The organism is uncultured Sulfitobacter sp. (assembly GCF_947497275.1).
Classification (GTDB): domain Bacteria; phylum Pseudomonadota; class Alphaproteobacteria; order Rhodobacterales; family Rhodobacteraceae; genus Sulfitobacter.
Map to the genome: position 1 here is coordinate 23,561 of NZ_CANMFS010000004.1, position 19,698 is coordinate 43,258.

The 19,698-nt window shown below is 60.3% G+C and carries 18 protein-coding genes; 9 read left to right on the forward strand and 9 right to left on the reverse strand.

The genetic code is table 11. From position 1 onward, the window contains the following. The first annotated feature begins 75 nt into the window (after positions 1–75). The 3 genes from Q1A06_RS09460 (at position 76) to Q1A06_RS09470 (ending at position 2,987) form a co-directional block, all read left to right on the forward strand. Complete coding sequence (locus Q1A06_RS09460) at positions 76–1,986, forward strand: PAS-domain containing protein (RefSeq protein WP_299562178.1); 1,911 nt, start codon at positions 76–78, stop codon at positions 1,984–1,986. Beyond that, positions 1,983–2,684, forward strand: a complete 702-nt coding sequence (locus Q1A06_RS09465; protein ID WP_299562180.1) for a response regulator transcription factor — start codon at positions 1,983–1,985, stop codon at positions 2,682–2,684. The genes Q1A06_RS09460 and Q1A06_RS09465 overlap by 4 nt, the downstream gene beginning before the upstream one ends. A 63-nt stretch (positions 2,685–2,747) precedes the next feature. Continuing rightward, a complete protein-coding gene (locus tag Q1A06_RS09470) occupies positions 2,748–2,987 on the forward strand; it encodes a WGR domain-containing protein (RefSeq protein WP_299562182.1) in 240 nt (79 codons plus the stop codon). Here Q1A06_RS09470 and Q1A06_RS09475 read toward each other — a convergent pair. Both Q1A06_RS09475 and fdhF read right to left on the reverse strand, forming a co-directional pair. Continuing rightward, a complete protein-coding gene (locus Q1A06_RS09475; RefSeq protein ID WP_299562184.1) occupies positions 2,976–4,169 on the reverse strand; it encodes a Zn-dependent hydrolase in 1,194 nt (397 codons plus the stop codon). The genes Q1A06_RS09470 and Q1A06_RS09475 overlap by 12 nt on opposite strands. A gap of 41 nt (positions 4,170–4,210) precedes the next feature. Next, positions 4,211–6,979 carry a formate dehydrogenase subunit alpha gene (gene fdhF, locus Q1A06_RS09480; RefSeq protein WP_299562186.1) on the reverse strand — a complete coding sequence of 923 codons (2,769 nt, stop codon included), beginning with the start codon at positions 6,977–6,979 and terminating at the stop codon, positions 4,211–4,213. Between the two features lie 176 nt (positions 6,980–7,155). On the opposite strand from fdhF, the gene Q1A06_RS09485 reads away from it, so the two are divergent. After that, positions 7,156–7,809 carry a histidine phosphatase family protein gene (locus Q1A06_RS09485; protein WP_299562188.1) on the forward strand — a complete coding sequence of 218 codons (654 nt, stop codon included), beginning with the start codon at positions 7,156–7,158 and terminating at the stop codon, positions 7,807–7,809. Between the two features lie 11 nt (positions 7,810–7,820). Further along, positions 7,821–8,438, forward strand: a complete 618-nt coding sequence (locus Q1A06_RS09490) for a glutathione S-transferase family protein (protein ID WP_299562190.1) — start codon at positions 7,821–7,823, stop codon at positions 8,436–8,438. A 128-nt stretch (positions 8,439–8,566) separates the two neighbouring features. Here Q1A06_RS09490 and Q1A06_RS09495 read toward each other — a convergent pair whose 3' ends face one another. The 5 genes from Q1A06_RS09495 to Q1A06_RS09515 are packed head-to-tail and all read right to left on the reverse strand — an operon-like array spanning position 8,567 to position 13,176. Beyond that, positions 8,567–9,298: an SDR family NAD(P)-dependent oxidoreductase gene (locus Q1A06_RS09495; protein WP_299562192.1), complete on the reverse strand. Its 732-nt coding sequence runs from the start codon at positions 9,296–9,298 to the stop codon at positions 8,567–8,569. Beyond that, positions 9,295–9,861 carry a DUF3833 family protein gene (locus tag Q1A06_RS09500; RefSeq protein WP_299562194.1) on the reverse strand — a complete coding sequence of 189 codons (567 nt, stop codon included), beginning with the start codon at positions 9,859–9,861 and terminating at the stop codon, positions 9,295–9,297. The genes Q1A06_RS09495 and Q1A06_RS09500 overlap by 4 nt, the downstream gene beginning before the upstream one ends. Then, a complete protein-coding gene (locus Q1A06_RS09505; protein ID WP_299562196.1) occupies positions 9,858–11,102 on the reverse strand; it encodes an MFS transporter in 1,245 nt (414 codons plus the stop codon). Before Q1A06_RS09505 ends, Q1A06_RS09500 begins: the two co-directional genes overlap by 4 nt. After that, the gene (locus tag Q1A06_RS09510) at positions 11,099–11,860 is read right to left on the reverse strand and encodes a DUF1365 domain-containing protein (protein WP_299562198.1); all 762 of its coding nucleotides are present in this window, start codon (positions 11,858–11,860) and stop codon (positions 11,099–11,101) included. Before Q1A06_RS09510 ends, Q1A06_RS09505 begins: the two co-directional genes overlap by 4 nt. Beyond that, positions 11,857–13,176 carry an FAD-dependent oxidoreductase gene (locus Q1A06_RS09515; protein ID WP_299562200.1) on the reverse strand — a complete coding sequence of 440 codons (1,320 nt, stop codon included), beginning with the start codon at positions 13,174–13,176 and terminating at the stop codon, positions 11,857–11,859. Before Q1A06_RS09515 ends, Q1A06_RS09510 begins: the two co-directional genes overlap by 4 nt. A 280-nt stretch (positions 13,177–13,456) precedes the next feature. Here Q1A06_RS09515 and Q1A06_RS09520 point away from each other — a divergent pair, with 280 nt between their 5' ends. Beyond that, complete coding sequence (locus tag Q1A06_RS09520) at positions 13,457–13,972, forward strand: sigma-70 family RNA polymerase sigma factor (protein WP_299563265.1); 516 nt, start codon at positions 13,457–13,459, stop codon at positions 13,970–13,972. Next, complete coding sequence (locus tag Q1A06_RS09525) at positions 13,969–14,619, forward strand: ChrR family anti-sigma-E factor (RefSeq protein ID WP_299562202.1); 651 nt, start codon at positions 13,969–13,971, stop codon at positions 14,617–14,619. Before Q1A06_RS09520 ends, Q1A06_RS09525 begins: the two co-directional genes overlap by 4 nt. Before the next feature lie 13 nt (positions 14,620–14,632). On the opposite strand, the gene rmuC is transcribed toward Q1A06_RS09525, so the two are convergent. Together rmuC and mutL are read right to left on the reverse strand one after the other, a co-directional pair. Further along, positions 14,633–15,859: a DNA recombination protein RmuC gene (gene rmuC, locus Q1A06_RS09530; protein WP_299562205.1), complete on the reverse strand. Its 1,227-nt coding sequence runs from the start codon at positions 15,857–15,859 to the stop codon at positions 14,633–14,635. Next, positions 15,856–17,700 carry a DNA mismatch repair endonuclease MutL gene (mutL, locus tag Q1A06_RS09535; RefSeq protein WP_299562208.1) on the reverse strand — a complete coding sequence of 615 codons (1,845 nt, stop codon included), beginning with the start codon at positions 17,698–17,700 and terminating at the stop codon, positions 15,856–15,858. The genes rmuC and mutL overlap by 4 nt, the downstream gene beginning before the upstream one ends. A 520-nt stretch (positions 17,701–18,220) precedes the next feature. Between mutL and uraH the strand changes: the two genes are divergently transcribed. Then, positions 18,221–18,580, forward strand: a complete 360-nt coding sequence (uraH, locus tag Q1A06_RS09540; protein ID WP_299562211.1) for a hydroxyisourate hydrolase — start codon at positions 18,221–18,223, stop codon at positions 18,578–18,580. 93 nt (positions 18,581–18,673) lie between these two features. Next, the gene (deoC, locus tag Q1A06_RS09545) at positions 18,674–19,675 is read left to right on the forward strand and encodes a deoxyribose-phosphate aldolase (protein WP_299562214.1); all 1,002 of its coding nucleotides are present in this window, start codon (positions 18,674–18,676) and stop codon (positions 19,673–19,675) included. Positions 19,676–19,698: the final 23 nt, after the last annotated feature.

Here is a 19,698-nt window from a genome sequence, read left to right on the forward strand (position 1 = left end):
TTCTCAAATCTAACGAATTGTAACACCTGCAATTGCGTCTTTCGTAGCCTACGTTAGAGGTGCAAACTGGCCCGCATGGAACGCAGTGAAGACTACACGAAATCGATGACGATTGCAGGGCTCAACCTGATTGCGCAGGCATTGTCGATCTATGACAGCAATCTGCGGCTTGTGCTGAGCAACGCTCCCTTTCAAACGATGTTTCATCTGCCGGATGCTCTTGTCACGCCGGGGGCCGCGTTCAGCGATACGATCATGCATCTGGTACAGTCGGGCGAATACGGTCACGTAGAAAGTCCGCAGGCCTTTCTCGATGAACGCTTGCAGCAGGCCCGCGCGTTCGAGCCGCATTACATGGAGCGGACGCGTGCGAACGGACGCACCATCAGCGTCGAGGGATCGCCCCTTCCCGATGGCGGCTGGGTGACTGTCTACACGGATATTTCCGCTACCAAAGCGCAGGAAGCTCTGTTGCACGCGCATGCAGGCGCGCTGAGCGAGCAATTGGTGGCACATACCGAACAGCTGAGCCGGACAAACCGGAAGCTTGCCGCGATGATCACCACGCTGGAAGAAACCAAACGGCAGTTGACAGCGTCCGAAGCCCGCGCCCGCCTTACCACCGAAATGATGCCTGCGCACATCGCCCATGTTGATGCGAACGGCTATTATACATATTCGAACCAGCGCCTCACCGCGATCATCCCCGGGCGTCCCTCCGATATTCTGGGGCTGCACATCCGCGACGTACTGGGCGCTGCCATTCACGACAAGATTTCGCAGGCGCTCGCATGCGCCTTCGCCGGTACCGCGAGCGTGCAGGAGTTTTCCGAAGACGCCAGTGCCCGCCGCATCCGTGCAGCCTTTACGCCGGACCTTCAGGGCGGGATCTACATCCTGACAATGGACATTACCGAAGAGACCCAGACGCGCGCCGCCCTGCAGCAAACCCGTCGCCGCGCGCTTGCCGCTCAGACCGTTTCAGGCCTAGCGCATGATTTCTCGAACCTCCTGACGATCATTCTTGGGATGCAATCGCGCCTCGGACGGCTTCCGGATTTACCACGTGAGGCGGTCCCCCTGATCGACGGAACCCTCTCGGCCGCCCGGCGCGGCGGAACGCTGCTTGAAAGCATCGCGCAAATGACGGGACCACGGACACTGCGGCCCATCGCGACTGATCTGGATGAGCTGATGCGCGATCAAGTCACGCTGGCGGAACCGGCCCTGCCGCCCGCGATGACCCTCGCGCTTTCGGTCGAAGCCGGGATCGGCCCCGTTCTTCTGGATCGCGGCATCGTACAGGACAGTCTGCTCAATCTGGTCCTGAATGCCCGCGACGCGATGGGAACGTCGGGTACGATAACACTGCATGCACGCCGGGTTCACGACACCTGGATCGAATGGCAGGTCAACGATACAGGGCCCGGTTTTTCGGCCGATGCCCTGACCTACGGACTCGATCCGTTTTTCACGACCAAAGGGGCAGAGGGCTCCGGTCTTGGTCTGCCCATGGTCTACGACATGACCAAGATGTCCGGTGGCGATCTGCAGCTGAGCAACACCGCTGCGGGCGCGCTTGTCACCTTGCGGCTGCCCTACCGCGCGGCAGTTCCGGCAAGCACCGGCCTGACGTTGCTGGTCGAAGACCGCGACGATCTGCGTGCGGTGGTTCGGGATATGTTGATGGAACTCGGGCAATCCGTGATCGAGGCCGCAAGCGCCGACGAGGCGACCGCCCTGCTTGCGGATCTGCCCGATATCGGGTTGATCCTGTCGGATATCCAGCTTGAGGGGGCCGCGACCGGCATCGACCTGATCCGCCGGTTGGGCGCAGGTGCACCTCCGGTCGTCCTGATGACATCGCTGCCGACGGACGCAGCCCTTTTTCTCGACGCGCAGAAGATCGCACCGGTCCTGCGCAAGCCGTTTACCCGTGACGATCTTGGCTGTCTGATCACGGGCCGCGAGGTCGCCGCGCAATGAGCAAGCCTTTGATCTTCATCCTCGACGATGAGCCGGAAATCCGCAGTCTTTTATCAGATGTCCTGCAAGAAGCGGGGTATGACACGCAAAGCTTTGGTCGAGCCGCATCCTTTGAAATCGCGCTGGCGCAGCGCACACCCGATGTCTGCCTTGTCGATCTTTCGTTGCCCGACACGGACGGGCTGACGCTGGTGCACCGGCTTGCCCTTGAAAAAGGCGCGGTTGTCATCATCATTTCTGGACGTGCACAGGTACAGGACCGCGTGACCGGACTTGAACTGGGTGCGGATGATTACATCATCAAACCCTTCGATCCCGCAGAAGTGGTCGCGCGGATCCGCGCCCGTCTGCGCGGAGCGCGCCCGGCGATACAATCAGGGATGACCGCGCGGTTCAACGGGTGGACAGCGCACTTCGACCGCTACATGCTTGAAGACGAGTCCGGGGCGCAAACCCCTTTCAGCCATGCCGAAAGTGAGGTTTTGCGCTTGTTTTTGGAAGCGCCCAAACGCCTGATCAGCCGCGCGCAAATGCAGGAATCCTTGGGTGCTACTGCTTCCGAGAGCTTTGACCGCGCGATGGATGTGCGCATCAGCCGCCTGCGCACCAAACTGCGTGAAGATCCGAAAAACCCTCAGTTGATCAAGACGATCTATGGCGCGGGATATATCTTTCTGGGCGACGTCAGCTGGGGCTGACGAAATGCGCGCATGGGTGATACGGCGCTTGCAGCAGGATGGAATACGCGTCAGAATCGCACCATGCTCGACTGTCTCCTCTACCGGAAAAGCCTCGATAACCGCGCGCTGTTTTACCGCGTGGAAATCGCCATGACGCTTTTTTCGGACATCAGCGTGCTCCGCGAATGGGGGGTGCCGGGGGGCCGTCCGCGCAGTGTCATGCAGCATTTCGGCAACTGGCGCGATGCGTCCGTGGCCGCAGACAAGGCACGCGACAACGCTCAGAAGCGCGGCTATGTCCGCGCGTCGCTAAAGGGCTGAAACCGCCCTTGCCAGAACCTGCACGCCCGCGACCAGATCGGCCTCATCGGTGTCTTCCTCGAACGCATGGCTGATCCCTCCGATGGAGGGAACGAACAACATCGCAACCGGCATCAATCGCGAGACATTGGTTGCATCGTGCAAAGCACCCGACGGCATCAGCCGCCAATTGTCGGGTGCTACCGATTGTGCGCCCTGCTCAAGGGCCGTGCGCAGCCGCGTGTCCATCTGCACCGGTTCCAGCCCCAGCATCTGCCCGAAATGCACCGACATGCTACGCGCCTGCGCCATTTCTTCTGCCAACTCCCGGATGATCGTCTCCATCCGTGCCAACCGATCCGCATCGCCATCGCGCCACTGCATCGAAAAAACCGCGCGCCCCGGCACGATGGAAGAGGCATTCGGATGCAGGCTGAGATGACCGATGGTCCACACGGTCGTTGGCGTGACCACATTGCGAAACCGCGTCGCCAGCTTTGCGTTGAACGCCGATACCGCCTGAAACGCGTCGCGTCGCAGGTGCATTGGCGTGGTGCCCGCGTGGTTCTGCTGCCCGTCAAAGGTGATTTTCATGTCCCGGATGCCGACGATGTCGCTGACGACGCCGATCTGTTCACCGCTGGTATCCAAGGTAGGACCCTGCTCGATGTGAAGCTCGATGAACCCTGTGAATTGGGCCGGATCGACGGAACCCGTGACAAGCGCATCCATCGCCTCGCGCGCATCACCGAGTTTCGCGCCGGTATGGTCACTCAGCGTATCCGCAGTGGCCTGATCCAGATGTCCCGACCACACGGCGCTGCCGGTTGTTACGCCGAACCGGCCTTCCTCGTCCTGAAATGAGACGACAGAAATCGCAGGCCCGCCCGCCGCGCGGCTCGCACGCGCCACTTCAAGCGCCGCGATGACGCCCAGCGCCCCGTCAAGCCACCCCCCCTCGGGCTGGCTGTCGCTGTGCGATCCCAGCAGGAGCGACGGTGCGTCCGCCAGACCGAACAGATTTCCCATCGCGTCCATCTCAACCCGCAGGCCCGCGTCGCGTATCCGGTCCGCAAGCCACGCGCGCGCCGCGACGTCCGCGCCCGAATAGGCAGGCCGCACCACGCCCTTGCCGACACCAGCCGCCCCGAATTCACGCAGCGTGTGCAGGTCTTTTAGAAAACGCGCCGGGTCGATGTTCATACAGGCTCTCCGGTCTTCGACTGTCGCTAAAGTGTCGTACCCTATTGCGCCGCGACAGTCTCTTCAACGGCTTCGGCGCGCACGGCAGAGAACTTGAACTCGGGGATCTTGCCGTAAGGATCAATTGCGGGGTTGGTCAGTATGTTTGCCGCCGCTTCGACGTAGGCGAAGGGCAGGAACACCATATCGGGTGACACCGCTCGGTCCATTCGGGCCATGATCTCGATGCTGCCGCGCTTGGTCGTCAGCCGAATCATCCCGCCCGGCTCGACGCCCAGCTTGCGCAGCGTCGACGGATGCAGCGAACAGTTCGCTTCCGGCTCCACCGCATCCAGCACCGAAGACCGCCGGGTCATGGTGCCGGTGTGCCAATGCTCCAACTGCCGGCCCGTGGTCAGGATCATCGGGTACTCCGCATCGGGCGTATCATCCGGCGCGATGATGCTTGCCGGCGTGAACCGCGCACGGCCGCCCGACCGCGGGAAGCCGTCGGCGAACACGATGGACTGGCCGGGGTCTTCGGGTGACAGCGATGGATAGGTCACGGCGTTCTGGCTCTCCAGCCGTTCCCAGGTGATGTTGTTGAGCGAGCGCATGTTGAGCTTCATCTCTGCAAAAATCTCGGACGGGTCGGTGTAGGACCAGTCGAGCCCCAACCGTTTGGCCAATTCGGTTTCGATCCACCAGTCCTCTTTTGCGTCACCCGGCGGGAGCACGGCAGGGCGTCCCATCTGCACCTGCCGGTTGGTGTTTGTGACCGTGCCGGATTTCTCGGCAAAGGCCGACGCGGGCAGGATCACATCGGCAAAATTCGCCGTCTCTGTCAGGAAAATGTCCTGCACCACGAGATGCTCAAGCTTGGCCAGCGCGTCGCGCGCGTGGTCGACGTCGGGATCCGACATGGCGGGGTTCTCGCCTAGGATATACATCCCCTTGATGCTGTCTGCGTGGACCGCATCGAGAATCTCGGTCACGGTCAGGCCGCGTTCATTGCTGAAATCCTCGCTTTGCCAGACGTCCGTAAACGCAGATCTCACGCCGTCGTCCGTCACCGATTGGTAATCCGGTAAGAACATCGGAACCAGCCCTGCATCCGACGCGCCCTGTACGTTGTTCTGGCCGCGCAGCGGATGCAGCCCCGTGCCCGGTCGCCCCACATGGCCGGTCATCAGCGCAAGGCTGATCAGGCAGCGCGAATTGTCTGTGCCGTGGATGTGCTGGCTGATGCCCATGCCCCAGAAGATCATCGCCGCATTGGCACCCGCAAAGATGCGTGCCACATCGCGCAACGTCTCCGCGTCGATCCCGCAAATCTCGGACATCCGCTCGGGCGTGAAATCCTCAAGGTGCGCCTTCTCCGCCTCCCAGTTTTCGGTCCACGCCTCGATGTACTGTTTGTCGTACAGCTCTTCCTTGACAATGACATGCATGATCGCGTTCAGCATGGACACGTCCGTGCCGGGGCGGAACTGCAGCATCTGGTAGGCAAAGCGTTTGAGCGCCTGGCCGCGCGGATCCATCACGATCAGCTTGCCGCCGCGCTTGGTGAACTGTTTGAAATAGGTTGCCGCGACAGGATGGTTCTCGATCGGGTTCGCGCCGATCACGATCGCCACATCGGCGTTCTCAATCTCGTTGAACGTCGCGGTGACGGCGCCCGATCCCACATTTTCGATCAATGCCGATACCGAGGATGCATGGCACAGTCGGGTACAGTGATCGACGTTGTTGTGGCCAAATCCCTGCCGGATCATCTTCTGGAACAGATAGGCTTCTTCATTGGTGCATTTGGCAGAACCGAAACCGGCGATGCCCTTGCCGCCGATATGGCTCAATCCCTTCGCCGCAACGTCCAGCGCCTCGTCCCAGGTCGCTTCGCGGAACACGTCCAAATAGTTGCCGGGATCGACGTTCAACCCCTTGGCAGGCGCATCGTCGCGGCGGATCAATGGCTTGGTCAGTCGGTGGTCGTGGTGGATATAGTCGAATCCAAAGCGCCCCTTGACGCACAGACGCCCTTCATTGGCGGGGCCGTTTATTCCGTCGACGTATTTGATCTTGTCGTCTTTGATCTTGAGAGAGATCTGGCATCCTACGCCACAGAAAGGACAGATGCTTTCGACTTCGCGGTCGAAGTCCGCGCTGTCGCCCACTTGGTTCTCGTCCACAACTGTCGATGGCATCAATGCACCGGTGGGACAGGCCTGAACGCACTCGCCGCACGCGACGCAAGTGGAGGCGCCCATCGGATCGGCCATGTCGAACGTCGGGTAGGTGTCGTGGCCGCGCCCGGACATCCCGATGACGTCGTTCACCTGCACTTCGCGGCAGGCGCGCACGCACAGTCCGCACTGGATACAGGCGTCGAGATTCACGCTCATCGCGACGTGGCTGTCATCCAGCAGCGGGACCCGGCCCTCTTCGAGCTTGGGAAAGCGGCTTTCGCTCACGCCGTTCTGCGCCGCCATGTCCCACATGTGGCTGGATCTATCGTGGGCCTGCGCCTGATCAGGGTGATCCGCTAACAGCAACTCCACAACCATTTTGCGCGCGGCGACAGCGCGCGCGTTGTTGGTCGTCACAGTCATCCCCTCGGACGGCTCGCGGATGCACGAGGCGGCCAGCGTCCGCTCACCCTCGATTTCAACCATGCAGGCGCGGCAGTTGCCATCCGGACGATACCCAGGCGCCGGCTTGTGACACAGATGCGGAAGCGTCAGGTCACGCCCGTTCGCGATTTCCCAGATGGTCATGCCCGCTTCCGCTTCGACCGTTGCACCGTCGAGCGTAAATGTCACCTTGTCCGTCATGATATCCTCCTGAGCGCCTTCCTAGGTTTAGCGGCCCACTCCCGAAACGAAAGGGCTGATCGCGACGCCAAGCCTCACATTTACGCCACCCCGGCGAGGCCTGTTTCCGATGATACCCCCTTTCCCTCCTGCAGACCCTCTCCTATCACTTGAGCACCCCAACACCCGGAGCGACCATGTCCACCATCACCCTCATCCGCCACGGTCAGGCAAATTCAACCGCAAAGGACGAGGTAGGCTATGACAGGCTGAGCGATCTTGGCCACGCACAGGCACGCTGGTTGGGCACACATCTCAAGGACAGCGGTGCGCATCATCCGCGGCTGTTCACGGGAACGTTGCGGCGGCATGTCGAGACGGCGCAAGGCATGGATACAGGCATCGTTCCCGTGCGCGACCCGCGCCTCAATGAACTGGAATATTTCACAATGGCCCGCATGATGGAGGAACAACACGCAGTGCCCTTTCCGGTGGGGCAAGACGGGTTCATCCGGCATCTGCCGCAGGTCTTCGAATACTGGCAGGCCGACCGCATCGAAAATCCACCCGAAACATTCGTGCAGTTTCAGACCCGTATCCGCGACGCTCTCGCCGAAATCGCATCGGGCGACGGACCGGCACTCGTGGTCACCTCCGGGGGGCTGATCGCACATGTGATGGGCCAGCAGATGCGGCTCGATCTGTTGACCATCGCGCGAATGGCGCTGGCGATTGTCCACACTTCCATGCATCAGCTTTTCCCGATTGGCGGGCATCTGTCACCCGTTCTGTTCAATGCCACTCCGCATCTCGATGCGGCGGACCGACTGGCGTCCAAAACCCATATCTAGAAAGGATACACATGCAGCTTTATTGCACCAAAGGAACGATCTCGGTTGCTGTCGCACTCGCCCTGCACGAGGCTGGCATCGAGCACCGTCTTGTCCGCGTCGATTTCGCCAGCGCCGAGCAGACCCGTGATCCCTATCTGCAGATCAATCCCAAGGGACGGGTACCGGCGTTGGAACTTGACGATGGTACCGTCCTCACCGAGACCGGTGCACTTCTGGAATACATCGCCGATATTGCGCCCGCTGCTCGGCTGGTACCGGAAGACCCGGCAGCGGCAGCACGAATGCGGGGCGTGATGTACTATCTAGCATCAACGATGCACGTCGCCCATGCCCACAAAATGCGGGGCAGCCGCTGGGCGGACAACCAGTCCAGCTTCGACGACATGACCGCAAAGGTGCCGCAGACGATGGACGCCTGCGCTGCCTTCGTCGAAGACCATTGCCTGAGCGGAGATTATGTGGCCGGTGAAGCATTCAGCATCGCGGACGCCTATCTGTACATCGTGTGCAACTGGCTTGAAGGGGACGGGGTCAGCGTAACGAAGTACCCAAAGATCAACGGCTTTCTTGACCGTATGGCTGCACGCGACAGCGTCAAGGCCGCACGTGACGCAGGTCTGCTTTAGGGTGACCCGTGCCACGCGGAGCATCCACCTGCGTGCGGACCGCGTCCGGTCGCTCCGCGGACTTGCAAAAATATCGAATGCCGCCCCCAAAGGGGCGGCGCGTTCGGATCAGGCTTTTCAGACCCGGATCAGCTGAACAAACGGAAATAGAGGCTGTCGGGCAAGAACTGGCTGAGGCGGAACACGAGCGAGAACGCCCACGGAAAGCTCCTCTTGAACTTGTCCGTATTCATATGCTCGAAGACCTCGCGCGCGGCCTCTTCAGGCTCCATAAGGAAGGGCATTTTGAAATCGTTCTTGTCGGTCAACTGCGTCTTGATAAAGCCGGGGTTGATAACTTGTACCTTCACACCCGTCTTGCGCAGATCCGCGTACATGCATTCCGCCAATGACATTGTCCCTGCCTTTGATGCGGTATAGCCGACCGATCCGGGAAGACCGCGAAATGCAGTCAAACTGGAAGTGATAACGATATGTCCTTTATCCTTGCTCACCATTTTCGGCACGACTTGACCCATTACCCGAATTAGACCGGTGAAGTTGATATCCGCGATGGCGTTGGCCTGTTCGGCGTCCCATTGCTCGGCCCCAAAGGGCCAGTAGACACCGGCCAGATGCACAATTCCGTCAATATCGCCGACCGCTTCGGCCGCCGCAATGACGCTGTCATTGTCTGACACATCCAGTGTCACGATGCTGGTTTTGCCGGGCAGGCCGTCCGCGACGGCCCGAAGCTTGTCTTCCGAGCGGGAGGACAGGATCACTTCCGCGCCGGCGCGACTGAGAACTCCCGCCAATGCTTCGCCCAATCCGTCGCTCGCCCCAACCAACCAATATCGCTTGCCTCGCCAATCCGTCATGCCGTCTCCTTCTTCTTTATCGTGGCGACCAGTTCGGCCACCTTGAAACCAAACTTTCGAAACTGACTCCGGTTCACCACTGTATCGTTAGGTGCCAGATACATACAATCAAGCGCGCTCAGTCGATGTCCCCCCGCTTCGGGAGGCAGGTCGATCAAATAGCGGAATATCACTGAGCAGCCGGAAATGTTCCCACGCCCTTTGCCAGGAACATCATCGGCCAGTGCGTCAAATCCGCCCTTCCCGTCAAGACGGATCGTCCATCGTCGTTTCTGCGATGATCCATCGTTGTAGCGAAAGTACGCGTCTATCGTTCCGGTATTCCCTTCCCAGTTCACATCGAAATCCGCTTCGAACGAACTCGTCATCCGCCCGAACGGCCCGAAAATGACACCATCGCATTGCATTGCGCCATCAAGGCAGGTCTGCATATCGAATTCAGGGTGAAAATCGGCGTAGTCGCTCGCACGTTGCCCGGCAAATCCGGCAAATCTACGTCGGAGAAACACCAACAGACTGACGCACAGACCTCCGAACAGAAAAAAGACCAGCGCTTCGCTCATGAAGTTTCCTCCTTCATCGGTGTGCGCCACAGCAGATATATGGCAACGAGTTTGAGAACACAGGGCACACCTGCGTACATCAGCTTCAATAAATCAATCGCTTCTTCCGGGTTCTCACTGCCAGCACCCCCTGCAAACCCCGCCAGTTCGAGCGCGGGAAGCAAGATGACCGCGGCGAGAGCCAGCGTGAACTTCGAAACGAAAGACCAAAGCCCGAACCCTTCAGCGGCAGATGGCGAGATCGTTGCCATCCGCGCCGCAAACAGCGCAGGCAGCAGTGTCAGGTCCGCTCCCATCGCGGCACCCGATCCGACGCAGATCAATGCAAAAGGCCACAGATCCCCGGAGCCGAGGAAAAACGCCCCGCCAAATGCACCGATGGCCAGAACCATGGCTCCGAGCAAAACGTGCCGTACTCCAAATCGTTCCGCGATCATGCCCCAGATCGGTGCCGCGGCAGCCGCGGACAGGAAAAACACCAACAATAATGGCCCTTCGAACCCCGGCGCGTCCAGAGCGCTCTCGACATAGAAAAGGAACAGCGTCGAGCTTACCGCGACAGGGGCCGCGTTCAGCAACGCGATCAGCAACAGCCGGCGCGCCACGCTGTCGCCCAGGACCGTCCCGAAACCGGTACCGTCGGGTACGTCGGCCCGCACCCACTCGCGTCGCATCGCAACGACAGCAGCCCCGCTGAGAACTGCAAATCCCACCGCAAATCCCGCAAAAGGCGCGTCCATGACAGCGCCCAGCACAACAGGGGCAACCGCCGCCACGCATACGCCAAGCAACGCACCGGTCTCGCGCCACCGCGCAAGGCGCAGGTGTCCCTTTCCGGGTATTGCGTCTGCCTTTGCAACACCTTGGGCATAAAAACAAATGGTCAGAAAGCTGAACGATGAAAAAACCAACGTCAGTGTTATCGTAAACCAGATCACCGGCGTAAAGTGCGGTTCAATCGCAAACAGCCCGACCATAGCAACCGCTATGACCAGACACCCGATCGTCACTGCCAATCCGCGATGATTGCGCAACCGCTCCGACAGCCGTCCCAGCAGCGGATCCTGTATCACGTCAAGCAATCGCAAGCCGAATAGTGCCGCACCCAGCGCCGTAAGCGAAACGCCGTATTCATCGACGTAGAATTTCGGGGCATGGATGTAGATCGGAAGACCGGCACTCGCCAAGAGGGCCGCGAACAACCCGTAGGCCGCCAGCCGTTCCGGCGCGGGGCCACTCACCCTTCGGTGACTTCGTTTTCGGGGGGAGCCGGTTGCGCACGGAAACGCGCGCCCTTGAACCATAACTTGAGCGCCTGCCAGTGAATAAGGGCCAGAACCCGGCGCGCGCCAAAGGGTCGACGCAGCAGGCTGTGCAAGATACTGGCATTTGTCAAAGGTTTCCGTTTGCCGGTCAGCGTTGCGATCAGCCCACCATTTTCCCGCCCGTAATCGATCCAGATCCCGACCCGGTCGTCCCTGATGTCGAAACGGAATGTATAATTACCCGCCACCGGTTGGAACGGAGAAACATGCATCACCTTCGTCGCATGCAACTGATCGCTCGGCACGATGGGACGTCCGTCGGAGTGATGGCACAAATAGCTGTGGCGGTCGCCAAAGGTATTCGTCACTTCGGCGATTACGGCGACAAGCGCGCCATCACCATGCCGTGCCAGCCAGAAGCTGACCGGATTGAAAACATGACCGAAAACACGCGGCTGAGACAAAAGCTCGATCCGCGCCACGTCCGTGACCTGATAGTGCGTCAGCACGTCACGCGCCCATGCGGCACCGGTTCCATGTCCGGGTGCGCCACCGTGATCCCGATCCCGAAGCGCCGTTATACCGCGCCCGTTTCGGGTAAATAGCAAAGGCGTCTTTACCTCCGCCTCGGCGTCCAGCAGCAGATAATCCACGGAGTAGCGAAAGGCGTTCTCAATCTCTCCCTTGCGACCGTGATAGGTCTGACCGACGATATGATCAACGAACGGTCTCATTCAGCCGCGACAGCCCGCGCTGGCATCGTCTGCAAGGCACGTACCACGTCGACCGCACTTGACAGTCCATCTTCATGGAAACCGTGACGCATCCACGCCCCGCAAAACCATGTGTGCCGATCGCCGTTGAATTGCCTGATCCGGCTTTGCGCATCCAACGCCGCCAGATCGTACACAGGGTGGCGCAGAGTGACCTGATCATAGATCAGCTCGTCACGAATGGTTCGTTTGGTGTTCAGGGTCACAAAGTGTGGATCGTCCATCGGAATAGGCTGAAGCGAATTCATCCAGTACGTCAGATCGATCCGGTCGGACTGTGCGTTGCGATCCTCCGTATAAACCCACGACGCCCATGTTGCGCGACGGGTCGGCATGATCGACGTGTCGGCATGAAGGACGATGTCGTTCGGCTGATATGCGATGGCACCGAGCGCGTCTGTTTCCTGCTCTGACGGATCGTGCAACATCGATAGCGTATCGTCGGAGTGGGTAGCAAAGATCACTTCGTCGAAATGTTCCCATTCCGCACCCGTCGTCTTGATCTCTACGCCGCCAATAATACGCCTCACCCGTTCTACACCCGCATTCAGTCGAATATCGACCCCGCTAGCCTTCATCGCTGCTTCAAGTCGGTTCACGTAGGACACCGATCCGCCCTCGACGGTATACCACTGATGTTGGCCCGAGTAGTTCAGCAACGCGTGGTTTTCAAAAAACCGGATCAGTGCATGGGCCGGAAAATCCATGATCTTCTCGGTCGGAGTTGACCAGATTGCCCCAGAAAGAGGCAGAAGATAGTAGTCGCGAAAATAATCACCGCTGCCCAGTTTTTCCAGAAAGCCTCGCAGCGTCAGGTTCCTGTCCCTGGCGATTTCGACCGCGTTGGCATTGAACCGGACGATGTCTCGCAGCATGGCGACAAAGCGCGGGTTCATCAGGTTGCGACGCTGTGCAAACATGGCGTTAAAGCTGGTCAGGGCGTATTCAAGCCGTCCGCCGTCAATGGAAGCGCCGAAGCTCATATTGGACTTTACAACAGGCACATCCAGCGCATCGAACAGCGCCGCGAGATGCGGATAGTTCGCATAATTGAAAACGATGAAACCGGTGTCGACAGGCTGATCCGCGTTCTTGCCGGCGATAACCGTTCGCGCATGACCACCGATGCGCGGCCCGCTTTCGAACAGGGTAACAAGGTTGTCGCGTCCGAGCATGTGCGCAGCACCCATCCCCGATATACCCGCGCCCACAACCGCGATACGGCGGGCGTTCGGTCGCGGAGAAATTTCTGCCCCAACGGGCGCTTCAAATGGCATATGCGGTATCGGTCCTGTCTTCGTTTCAATTGTTAAAAGCTATACGGGTCAGGTACGGATATGGATGCAAATGAGTTTCAGATAAATTTTTGATCCGTTGCGGGGCTTGTTGCGTATCTAGAGCATGATAGCTTATATCCAGACCCCACCACAAAAAACGCCAGCTGGCCCATGGCTGATGGCGTGTAGCGTATTGGCGGAAAAAGGACCTCTATCAAGGCATCGGCGCGTGAACGAACCCGAAGATAACAGACATGCAAGCGCCCCTTGGGTTGAAGAGATGCACCTTATCCGGGATTTGCACGATACCCAAGCTTTCGCGCGCCTGTTCGAACATTTTGCACCGCGCATCAAAGGCTACCTGATCAAATCGGGTGCTGATGCCACAATGGCCGAGGAGTGTGCGCAGGACGTGATGACCACGCTGTGGCGCAAGGCCGCACAATTCGATCCCGCCCGCGCATCGGTCGCAACATGGATATTCACGATCGCACGCAACCGTCGCATCGACCTGGTGCGCCGCAGTCGCAGGCCCGAACCCGAAGAATTGGCATGGGGTCCCGAACCGGAGCCGGAACAGTCCGAAATACTGGAAACCCAGCAGGAGGCCGCGCAACTCGCCGAGGCGATAGCCACCCTGCCCGCCGCCCAGCGCAGTCTCATTGAAAAAGCGTATTTCGCCGACCAGACACAGGCTGAAATTGCAGCCGCGACGGGCTTGCCCTTGGGAACTATCAAATCGCGCATCCGACTCGGTCTGGAGCGGTTGCGCCACGCCATGAAGGTGTCCGAATGAACCCCGCCTCTATTTCCCATCATCTCGACGATGCCACGCTCTTGGCCTATGCCGCCGGCACGCTTCCTGAGGCGTTCGACCTGATGGTTGCGACGCATCTGTCTCTTTGCGATGTCTGTCGTGCGGCTGCCGGCGCGTTCGACGTCCTTGGCGCTGCCGTCACACTGGACGACGCGCCTTGCGCGCAGATGGACGCAGGCAGTCTGCAAAGCGTGATCGCCCATTTGCCTGATATGCAGGCGCGGCCGCTGCGGGCGAAGCCAGCCGGGATCATTCCTGCGCCGTTGCAAGACTATATCGGCGGTAATCTGGATGCCGTGCGCTGGCGGCCGATCGGCATGGGGGTCAAACAGGCGATCTTGAAGACATCCGGGACTGCCACGGCGCGGCTCTTATCTATTCCTGCCGGGGCGGCGATGCCGGATCACGGACACCACGGTACCGAGATGACGATGGTGCTGGACGGCGCGTTCCGGGACGAGGACGCGTATTTCGCGCGCGGCGACGTCGAGATTGCCGACAGCGATGTGCACCACACGCCCATCGCGGACATTGGCGCGGACTGCATCTGTCTGGCAGTGACCGATGCACCTTTGCAATTCGACGGTGTCCTCGCACGGATCTGGCAAAAAATCATCCGCATCTGAACCGCAAGCCAGCTTAGGCGCCGTGCCCTTTTACCGGGTCGAGCGGCAACACTGGCTGCGTTTCGTCTTTTTCGAGTTCCTCGAAATCGAAATTGTCGAGCCGCGCCGCGCGTTTGCCCGCCCGCTCCGCTGCTGTTCCGATGCCATCGAGATCTTCGCGTGCCTGACGGAAATGCGTATCGAGCTTTCCAACACGGTTAACTACCAGTTCCACATCGCGGTGAAGCATCTTCAGCGTTTTGCGGATCTCACCGGCCTGCGCCCGCATCCGCGCGTCTTTCAGAATGGCGCGCATGGTGTTCAGCGTGGCCATGCAGGTGGTCGGCGACACGATCCAGACCCGCGCGTCGAACCCTTCGCGCACAAGTTCAGGAAAGTTGGCGTGCAATTCGGCATAGACCGCTTCGGATGGCAGAAACATCAGCGCGCCATCGGCGGTTTCTCCCTCCAGGATGTATTTCTCCGAGATATCGCGGATGTGTTTGCGCACCGATGTCCGCATGTTTGCGGTTGCCGATTTAAGTTCCCAATCCGTCTTCGCCCGGCGCAGCGCCTCGTAGGCCTCAAGGGGGAATTTACTGTCGATCACGATCGGGCCGGGTGGATCGGGCAAATGGATCAGGCAGTCTGCCCGACGCCCGTTCGACAAGGTCTGCTGCATTGCATAGCTGTCGCTTGGCAGTGCCTTCGATACAATGTCGTGCAGCTGGATCTCACCAAAGGCGCCGCGGGTCTGCTTGTTGCTCAATATATCCTGCAACGACAGCACATCGCCCGACAGTTTGGTGATATTGTCCTGTGCCTTGTCGATGGCCGAGAGGCGCTCTTGCAGTTGCGTCAGGCTGGTCGTGGTTTTCTGCGAAGAGCCGTGCAGCGTCTGGTTCATCCGCTCTTGCATTTCCGCCAACGCCCGCGCTGATTTCGCGGCATTGTCGGCAAGCCGCTCCTGCATCTGAAGCTGGACGGTGTTAAGCCGCGCCTCGATGCTGTGCACAAGCTGGGCCTGCGCGTTGGCTTGCGTATCGGAGACGGTCTGCAGATTGCCGCGCAGATGGTCCTGTCCGGCGCTGAGCGCGTTCATCTGTTGCGCCAGTGGCTCAGCCAGACGCGCGGACCGTGACGCTGTGCGCAAGACGATGATCAAAAGGATCAGGATCAACAGCACGATCAGAACCGCAGCTGCGCCGACAAACGCGACAGGCTGTGACAGATCGAACTGGTACGGCCCAATCTGGATCATGTACGCCCGAAAAGACGTTCGATGTCGCTTAGCTTTAGCTCAACATACGTGGGCCGTCCGTGGTTGCACTGACCTGAATGCGGCGTCGCCTCCATCTCGCGCAGCAACGCATCCATCTCTTCGCCACGCATCCGGCGACCAGATCGGATCGAGCCATGGCACGCCACCCGGCTGAGGATCGCTTCGATGCGGGACTGCACCAACAGGCTCTCGCCTTCCCCCTTAAGTTCGTCCAGAATATCGCGCAGCATCGCCTCGGCGTTGACCTCGCCTAGAATGGCGGGGGTTTCGCGCACGGCAACCGCATCGCCGCCGAACGGCTCGACCGTAAGCCCGAACCGCGCGAGGTCGTCCGCAACGCTCAGCAATGCGGCGCGATCACCGGATGACAGTTGCACGATCTCGGGGATGAGCAGCGATTGCGCAGGCACCCCGTTCTCTGCCATCTGTTTTTTGAGCTTTTCGTAGACCAGACGCTCGTGCGCCGCGTGCTGGTCGACAATGACCATGCCGGTGGCGGTCTGCGCGATGATATAGTTTTCGTGTACCTGCCCCCGTGCCGTGCCCAGCGGATAATCCTCAGGCTCCCGTTGATCGGCTGACGGGGCTTGCGCCACAGCCTCCACGCGGCCCCAAACCCCACGCGTTTCCGCGAAACCGGGCTCTTGCGCCCGGTACGCGGCTTGTCGCGCACCGGCGGAGGGGCGATCCATCTGATAAACCCGCGCGGCACCCAGCGGCTCCGGGCGCATTGCGCCAAGGGTGGCATCCGCCACGGTGGTCGACGCGCGGTGACCGGCGTTGGCCAGACCATGACGCAGCGCGGACACGATCAACCCCCGCACGACACCGGGATCGCGAAAGCGGACTTCGGATTTCGCGGGGTGCACGTTCACATCAACGAGGGTCGGATCGCAATCGACGAAGAGGGCCGCCGCCGGGTGCCTGTCGCGGCTCAAAAAGTCAAAATACGCGCCCCGCAAGGCGCCGATCAGCATCTTGTCCTTCACCGGGCGTCCGTTGACGAAAAGATACTGTGCGACGGCCGATCCACGCGAATAGGTCGGAAGCGCGGCAAACCCGGTCAGGTGAAGCCCCTCCCGCTCGGCGTCGATAGGCAGCGCGTTTTCAGAGAAATCGCGCCCGAGGACCTGCCGCAAACGCCCGCTGAGCGCACTGAAAAGCTCACCCTGCTCGGCTTCGGCGCGAAACACCTCTCGGCCCGCGCCATCGCCTGAAACGTCCCGCAGGACGAAGCGGACGAAAGGCTCTGCCATTGCAAGCCGCTTGATGACATCGCCGATGGCCTGTGCCTCGGCTCGGTCGGTGCGCAGGAATTTCAGACGTGCGGGCGTGGCGTAGAACAGATCCCGCAACGTGACCGTCGTGCCCGCAGAAAGAGCGGCGGGTCTGACTGGATCGGCGCGGCCCCCCGTCACCGAAATCTCTGCGCCGTCATGGCCGGCCGCGCGGCTGGTGATGGTCAATCGCCCCACCGCGCCCAACGATGGCAACGCTTCGCCTCGGAATCCGAAGGAATGGATGTTCAACAGGTCGGAGCCGTCAATCTTGGACGTGGCATGTCGCGATAGAGCCAGCGGCAGATCATCGCCCGCGATGCCGCATCCGTCGTCCGTGACCCGGATCAATGTCTTGCCGCCATCGGCATACTCGACCGTGATGCGCTGAGCCCCCGCATCAATCGCGTTTTCGACCAGTTCCTTGACGGCGGATGCGGGTCGTTCGACAACCTCACCGGCAGCGATCCGGTTAACCGCCGTCTCATCGAGCTGACGGATGACCGGCTGTGCGGCGCCTATCTTGGGGATGCTCTGTGCCATGACGCAATACCTAGCATAGCGACCGGGGATCTTGAAAGCCGGTGCGGCGTCTTATCCACCGCTATTTTCAGGCGCTCCGGTCACCCGGAAACAGTCAGGCCGGACATTGCTGTCCGGCCCGCCGCTCGTCCGACCGTCGCTGAGACGTCTGTTGTTTTTGATTATCAGCTGGGTAAGTCTAACCGCTGGCCTATCTGGATCGGCTCGGACGATTGTAGCGTAATATCGGTGCGCTGTGTGGGTGAAGGACGGGATACGGCAAGTTTGGAAAGATCTGTGCCGTGCGCTGTCAATCGAATCATAGTCACCCCATCACGTCGACCATTGATTTAGCCGCCGAACATCATAAATTCGGGCCAATCGTGGATCTGGACCCAGATATAGACGCAGACTGATTCGCAGGTCAAAACAAAAACGAATCGTTTTGCAAAAATTGAGCGAATCAGTTGAGATCGGTGCAGGCACGGGCGACGATGTGCGGCGTGCGCACTGTCGCGGGATGGATCACAGGAGCAACACCATGTCTGACGGATACCTAACAACTCACGTTCTCGATACCGCACGCGGGTGCCCTGCCGAAGGGGTGCACATCACGCTCTTTCGGCTCGAAGGCATCGCCCGCACAAAGGTGACAGAGATGACGACCAATGCGGATGGCCGGACAGACAAGCAAATCCTGACCCCCACGACCCTCCGCACCGGTGTTTATGAGTTGGTCTTTGCCACAGGGGCATATCTGGATGCCATAGGTACGCCCGCCGAGTCACCGCGTTTTCTGGGCGACATTCCTGTCCGCTTCGGCATTTCGGACCCGGATGCACATTATCACGTGCCGCTGCTCCTCTCTGCGTTTGGCTACAGCACCTATCGCGGCAGTTGACGGGGCGGGTGACGTTGTGGCGCATCTCTTGCATTGCCTGCGTCGGCCATGCGACCCTTGCGAGATCCGGCGACAAAGAAAGCGACCCATTCCATGTCTGTTGAAACGACCGCTGCGCCCGCAACCCGGGCGCACCACCTTCCGCAAGTGACAGAGGCGCGCAACGCCGGTATGCCGCTTGACCTTGAATGGGTTCTGAGCGCGCAGGCGAATACTTCGGCGATCGAACGCCGCGCCGCCAGCCTGCCGGCACGACGGTCCGTCAAAAAGACGCATCAGGCCGCTTGGCTGCTCAAGGCAGTGACCTGCATCGACCTGACGACCTTGTCGGGCGACGACACCGCGCGGCGGGTCGAGCGGCTGTGCGCCAAAGCGCGTCAGCCGGTGGCGCCATCTTTGCTGGATGCGCTGGGCATGGATCCGATCACCACCGGTGCCGTCTGTGTCTATCACGAGATGATCGCGCCCGCCGTCGCAGCCCTGCATGGCACCGGCATACCCGTGGCCGCCGTGTCCACCGGATTTCCTGCAGGTCTTTCACCCCTGCCCCTGCGTATCGCCGAGATCGAGCAGAGCGTGGACGCAGGCGCGCAGGAGATCGATATCGTGATTTCGCGCCGCCATGTGTTGAGCGGTGACTGGGACGCGCTTTATACCGAGATGAAGGCCTTTCGTGCGGCGTGCGGGGATGCACATGTCAAGGCGATCCTTGCCACCGGAGAGTTGGGCAGCCTGCGCAACGTCGCGCGTGCCTCGCTGGTGTGCATGATGGCGGGGGCCGATTTCATCAAGACCTCGACCGGCAAGGAAAGCGTGAATGCGACGCTTCCCGTCAGTCTGGTAATGATACGTGCAATCCGCGATTATCACGAGCGTACAGGCTTTCGTATAGGCTACAAGCCTGCGGGCGGCATCTCGAAAGCCAAGGACGCGATCACCTATCTTGCGCTCATCAAGGAAGAGCTGGGCGACCGCTGGTTGCAGCCCGATCTGTTCCGCTTCGGCGCGTCCTCACTGCTCAATGACATCGAACGGCAACTGGAACACCACGTCAGCGGCAACTACTCCGCCGGTTACCGCCACGCCGCAAGCTAAATTGCTCCGATCAAAGGCCTTTC

What these genes read in the sequence shown, in the direction of transcription:
- Q1A06_RS09460 (WP_299562178.1), top strand. Translation starts at nt 76, where the DNA reads ATGGAACGCAGTGAAGACTACACGAAATCGATGACGATTGCAGGGCTC.
- Q1A06_RS09465 (WP_299562180.1), top strand. Translation starts at nt 1,983, where the DNA reads ATGAGCAAGCCTTTGATCTTCATCCTCGACGATGAGCCGGAAATCCGC.
- Q1A06_RS09470 (WP_299562182.1), top strand. Translation starts at nt 2,748, where the DNA reads ATGCTCGACTGTCTCCTCTACCGGAAAAGCCTCGATAACCGCGCGCTG.
- Q1A06_RS09475 (WP_299562184.1), bottom strand. Translation starts at nt 4,169, where the DNA reads ATGAACATCGACCCGGCGCGTTTTCTAAAAGACCTGCACACGCTGCGT.
- fdhF (WP_299562186.1), bottom strand. Translation starts at nt 6,979, where the DNA reads ATGACGGACAAGGTGACATTTACGCTCGACGGTGCAACGGTCGAAGCG.
- Q1A06_RS09485 (WP_299562188.1), top strand. Translation starts at nt 7,156, where the DNA reads ATGTCCACCATCACCCTCATCCGCCACGGTCAGGCAAATTCAACCGCA.
- Q1A06_RS09490 (WP_299562190.1), top strand. Translation starts at nt 7,821, where the DNA reads ATGCAGCTTTATTGCACCAAAGGAACGATCTCGGTTGCTGTCGCACTC.
- Q1A06_RS09495 (WP_299562192.1), bottom strand. Translation starts at nt 9,298, where the DNA reads ATGACGGATTGGCGAGGCAAGCGATATTGGTTGGTTGGGGCGAGCGAC.
- Q1A06_RS09500 (WP_299562194.1), bottom strand. Translation starts at nt 9,861, where the DNA reads ATGAGCGAAGCGCTGGTCTTTTTTCTGTTCGGAGGTCTGTGCGTCAGT.
- Q1A06_RS09510 (WP_299562198.1), bottom strand. Translation starts at nt 11,860, where the DNA reads ATGAGACCGTTCGTTGATCATATCGTCGGTCAGACCTATCACGGTCGC.
- Q1A06_RS09515 (WP_299562200.1), bottom strand. Translation starts at nt 13,176, where the DNA reads ATGCCATTTGAAGCGCCCGTTGGGGCAGAAATTTCTCCGCGACCGAAC.
- Q1A06_RS09520 (WP_299563265.1), top strand. Translation starts at nt 13,457, where the DNA reads ATGCACCTTATCCGGGATTTGCACGATACCCAAGCTTTCGCGCGCCTG.
- Q1A06_RS09525 (WP_299562202.1), top strand. Translation starts at nt 13,969, where the DNA reads ATGAACCCCGCCTCTATTTCCCATCATCTCGACGATGCCACGCTCTTG.
- rmuC (WP_299562205.1), bottom strand. Translation starts at nt 15,859, where the DNA reads ATGATCCAGATTGGGCCGTACCAGTTCGATCTGTCACAGCCTGTCGCG.
- mutL (WP_299562208.1), bottom strand. Translation starts at nt 17,700, where the DNA reads ATGGCACAGAGCATCCCCAAGATAGGCGCCGCACAGCCGGTCATCCGT.
- uraH (WP_299562211.1), top strand. Translation starts at nt 18,221, where the DNA reads ATGTCTGACGGATACCTAACAACTCACGTTCTCGATACCGCACGCGGG.
- deoC (WP_299562214.1), top strand. Translation starts at nt 18,674, where the DNA reads ATGTCTGTTGAAACGACCGCTGCGCCCGCAACCCGGGCGCACCACCTT.